The sequence below is a fragment of the Lutispora sp. genome, from assembly GCF_041687175.1.
GTDB lineage: Bacteria > Bacillota > Clostridia > Lutisporales > Lutisporaceae > Lutispora.
This window is the reverse complement of record NZ_JAWLCK010000169.1, coordinates 1-4,793: the sequence shown is the minus strand read 5'-3', so window position 1 is coordinate 4,793 and position 4,793 is coordinate 1. Positions and strand designations below refer to the sequence as shown.

Below are 4,793 nucleotides of genomic sequence, written 5' to 3'. Positions count from 1 at the left end.
CCATAATTACGATGAAATATATATGGGATAAGAAAAAAATCATTGCCCAAATAAATAAAAATGGAGCTTATATACTATTCGCTCTTATAACCTTCATAGTAACCGCCGCCAATATATTGGTTTACAACAAATATATTGAAATGATAGATAGTAGACTTATATTGATTAATATACTTATAACAACTATATATACTCTGCTCACTATAGCAATTCACAGAGCATACAGCAATCTAGCCATTAATGAACAGGAAAATAAACAGCTAAAGGCATATATAAATATGGCGGAAGAACTAATAGATGAGTATAGGAGGGTAAGGCATAATACTCATAATATTATTCAATCTGCATCAGCATTTATTGAAGACAATGATATGGAAGGATTAAAGGAGCATTTAAGCAGTGTAATTGAGAGACAAAATAGAATTAACAAAAACAATATCGCTCCTTTATATAAGATAGTCCACCCAGGGATTAAAAGCCTTTTATACTCTAAAATAGGAAAGATGGAAGAACTGTCAATGAATATAAATATTGAAATAACTACTACTATGAGGGATATTAAAGTAAATGTATCAGATCTGTGTGAGGTGCTGGGTGTATTTTTAGATAATTCCATCGAATCAGCAGCATTGACAAAGGATAAATATATAGAGCTTTGTATTTTTGAAGATTATCAATGCTATACGACAGTGATAAAGAATTCTTATGATATGAATCAAGACAAAGCAGGAAACGGTATAGGTCTAAAGACTGTAAGAAGTATACTAAAGAATTATCCAAGTATATTAAATAATACTATAATAGATGAAAAGTATTATACTCAAGAACTGCTCATAAAAAAGCAAAAATAACATTTCTCAAACTCATACTATTACACCTCTTGTCCTTAAAATTCTACCTCTTATCCTATATCTATTGATTTCTCATATTGCTTTGTTATATTAAAATCAGGTGATGATTATGATAAGCAATGCTTTAGTTAAAAAAGTAGAAGACTTTATCGTAACTCATATAGAAGAAACGGATAGCCAAAAAAAAGAAACCATAAGCTATGGGATAAAGGTTTTATTGATAAATCTATATAAAATACCAATAATATTTATTGTCGCATATATACTAGGGATTCTTAGGTATTCTATTATAGCATATATTTGTTTTAGTTCTTTGAGGACTTTTGCTGGCGGCATTCATGCAGAAAGGGGATTTAATTGCTTATTATCGTCTATGATAGCAATATATAGTCCTGTATATTTCTCAAATTTCATAAGAAGGAGTCATAATATTGTTCTTTTCATAATAACACTAATAATTATTATTCTATATGCTCCATCAGATACCAAGAAAAAACCTATCAAGTCATATAAACTTAAATCAAATCTAAAAAAATGTTCTATATTAGCTATTATTGCAATTTTTGCTGTATCTTATTGTGTACCCGAAAACATATCCACCATAATGTTAATAAGCTTATTTATTGAGTCTATATTGGTATTACCAATAACCTATAAAATATTTAGAAAGGAGCGAGGTACTTATGCGTAAAAAAATAGCATTACTGGTCTCTATACTTGCTATTATAATTGCTCAGACAAATGTTACATTAGCATGCGCTATTGGCTTTTTAGAAGAAGTGGAGACACCAGAATTCTTGATAAAGTAAGAGATGAAAACCTATGATTTATAACATTACTTAAAATACCGAAGTTATACGTGGATATAAATGGAGGGTAATATGAAATATACAGTTGATGACGTTTTAGTCATGAGAACACCCATATTATCTGCGCGAAGGTATGAGCTATTAAATGATATAGAAAAATGCAATGTTAATATAACAGAAATTATGTCTACACTTCTTGAGTTAAAAGAAGCAGTGGCAGTTTCCAGTTTAGATTTGATAAGCACTATAATGGATAAAAAAATCGATAAGAAACAAGAAGATGCTATTATTAATTATTTTATCAGAGCTGTAGTTCGATCTACTCCCTATGGTTTATTTTCAGGAATAGGAAACTGCAGATTTGGAGTAAACACTGATATTATGCGTGTTGGAGAAGGTAGTTCTGCTCAAAAGTATTGCAAAGTTGATATGGAATGGTTCTATGCATTAATTGAAAGGCTTGAGAAAGACAAAGACATTTTAAGAAATGTTAATGTAATCTTTAATAAACAATGTTATGTTTGTGGTGAGCGTATTATAAATCCTTATTTAAGCAATTATGGACAAGGCGCATCAGATGCAGAAGGCAAAAATATTAACAAGTCAAGAATATTATATACGAAGCAAGTAAAATATGTACAACAGCAGGCTTCTGAATGGATAAGCTATAAAGAGTTGCTAAATAATATTCTGCTAAACAACATTAATGTACCTCAAGAAGTGATAGAGAAGTTTTTGATGCAATTAATTGAAAATGAATACTTATTAACAGATCTTAGAATATCGTTATCAAGCGCAGATCCTTTAGAGCAGCTGGTAGATAAAATGAAAAATTATCAATTAGATGATAAGAATAAAAAACTATACAAAGATCTAGTAGATATCAACAATCTTAGAAATAAATATAACAAACAAGAAATTGGAAGAGGCATTTCTGATTATATAGAACTATGCAATAAAATGAAAAGTATACATAGAAGTAAAAACTATTTAAGTGTAATCACTTCAATAGGACTTGAAAATAAAACTATATGTAGCAAAGTGAAAGACAAATTGATCAAGTTTTCAGAATTTCTTGTAGCATTTTCAACGCAGGATAATGAAAGCCCCTATTTGATTGAGTATAAAAAAAGATTTGTCGAGAAATATGGCGCTTATATAGAAGTACCTATATTGGAGTTATTTGATCCTACATTAGGACTTGGAGATCCATATAGTAGCACTAATTTTCAAAATAAAAGCTATTTGTCAAGCAAAAAAGAAATGATAAAAAAATATATGTATGACAAAATACTATTTTCGCTCAAGAAAGGAGAGAAAAAGGTTGTTTTAGAGGAAGAAGATATAAAATTCTTTCAGGGCTTAAATGATAAGAGCAGCAATCTTAGATATTCAAATACATTTGAATTGAATATTAATATACTAGCTAAAGATAATGTTTCAATTGATAATGGCGAGTTTAAAATAGCTATTGCTCCTAGTATTGGGTCACATATGGCTGGAAAGATGTTAAATAGATTTTATAGCACACTAGATGAACAAAGCAGAAATTCGTTAAAGTCAATTTATGAGTTTAATATAAACAGCTCACCTTATGTTTTGGTTGATACATCATATTTACCCAAGGCAGGTAGAATAAATAATATTTGTGCAGGGAATCGAAATTTTAAATACAGTCTTGATTGCGGACTAAGTACAGAGATTGATAAAGAATCAATAACCATGGATGATATTCTGGTAGGATATAATTCACAAATAGATCGATTATATATTAAGTCAAAAAATCTCAATAAGCTTATAAAGGTGTTTTCGCACAGCATGCTGAATAGAATGGTGGATAACCACCTAATTAGATTTATTTGGGAAGTGTCCTATGCTTATGAGATTCATGTGCTGGAAAATCTTTTAAGCATTGAAAATTATGATTTACAGTACATACCACAAATTGAATATGAAGATGTTATTATTTGTAGGGAACATTGGAAAATATGGAAAAATGAGCTTGTGGATTTAAATTCTTTTGAAGCCTTTCGAAAAAACTTTAATAAGTTTATGATAAAGTGGGGAATAAGTCGTTTTATATACATAGTAGAACACGATAGACATCTGCTGATAGATACAGAAAACAGTATCTGCATGAATTGCCTATATCAAGAGTCGAAAAAAATTTTAAAAAAATCATCTTTTATTACAATTCAATCTGCTGAAAATGATTTGTGGCTAGAAGACTGGAAAAAAAATAAATATTTTTCAGAGCTAGTGGTTCAGTTTGTTGATGCTGAGAACAACATTTCAAATACACATTTCAGTTACAATATTGGTCATATAAAAACAAATACACAAGTTGATAAAAATAAGAGCAATGTAAGCATATGGGATAAAGGTAGACTTTATAGAGCCGGAGATAATGGATGGATATACTTTAAAATATACTTGGAAGATAAAAAGTGTAATGAGTTTCTTGCAAAATGCTTGTTGCCATTTATAAAGCTCCTATTAGATGAACAATCAATTTCTCAGTTCTTTTATATTCGTTATGCCGATCCAGGATTCCATATAAGGTTTAGGATTCAAGTAAGAGATTTAAATAATAAATACGATGTGATGAACGAATTTACAAAATGGTTTAAGGAAGTAGAAGATAAAGGATTTGCCAATAGATATATAATAGATACTTATGAGAGAGAAATTGAACGATATGGTGGAATAGAAGCCATAGATATGGCTGAGAGAGTGTTTTATTGGGATAGCCTATTGGCATTGAAACTTATAGATATTAAAGAACGAAATGTAAACCATTTTGATGATGATCTTATAGCTGTTGCTTTAATGTATAGTATTCTAGCGCACTATGTAGAAAACAAAATTATAGAGGAAGAATGTTTAAGCGTTATTATTGATCAGCATGAGTTTCGTAATGAATTTCGACAAGCCAGAGACAAATATATGTTAGCAATCCAAAACCCCAGTGAATTACCTATATATAAAAGCATAGAAGACATTGTACATGAAAGAGGAAAAGCAATTAAGGACTATTACAAAACTATAGTGAATTTGGATAATGAAGAGAAACTTACTAATACAAAATGGGACATCCTTATGTCATTGCTTCATATGTTTTGTAACAGAATAA

General features: G+C 29.6%; 4 protein-coding genes. All 4 read left to right on the top strand.

The window, feature by feature from the left end:
• Positions 1-851: GHKL domain-containing protein (locus ACESM9_RS14510; RefSeq protein ID WP_373000261.1), on the top strand; the 851-nt coding region annotated here is incomplete at its 5' end.
• Positions 852-954: 103 nt separating this feature from the next.
• Positions 955-1,542, top strand: a complete 588-nt coding sequence (locus ACESM9_RS14505; protein ID WP_373000264.1) for an accessory gene regulator ArgB-like protein — start codon at positions 955-957, stop codon at positions 1,540-1,542.
• On the top strand, positions 1,535-1,660 hold the full coding sequence (locus ACESM9_RS14500) for a hypothetical protein (RefSeq protein ID WP_373000257.1): 126 nt from the start codon (positions 1,535-1,537) through the stop codon (positions 1,658-1,660). Before ACESM9_RS14505 ends, ACESM9_RS14500 begins: the two co-directional genes overlap by 8 nt.
• A gap of 72 nt (positions 1,661-1,732) precedes the next feature.
• The coding region (locus ACESM9_RS14495) for a lantibiotic dehydratase (protein ID WP_373000254.1) at positions 1,733-4,793 on the top strand (3,061 nt) is incomplete at its 3' end.

Excerpts from the sequence above, each read along its gene's own strand:
- ACESM9_RS14505 (WP_373000264.1), top strand. The coding sequence starts at position 955 with ATGATTATGATAAGCAATGCTTTAGTTAAAAAAGTAGAAGACTTTATC.
- ACESM9_RS14500 (WP_373000257.1), top strand. The coding sequence starts at position 1,535 with ATGCGTAAAAAAATAGCATTACTGGTCTCTATACTTGCTATTATAATT.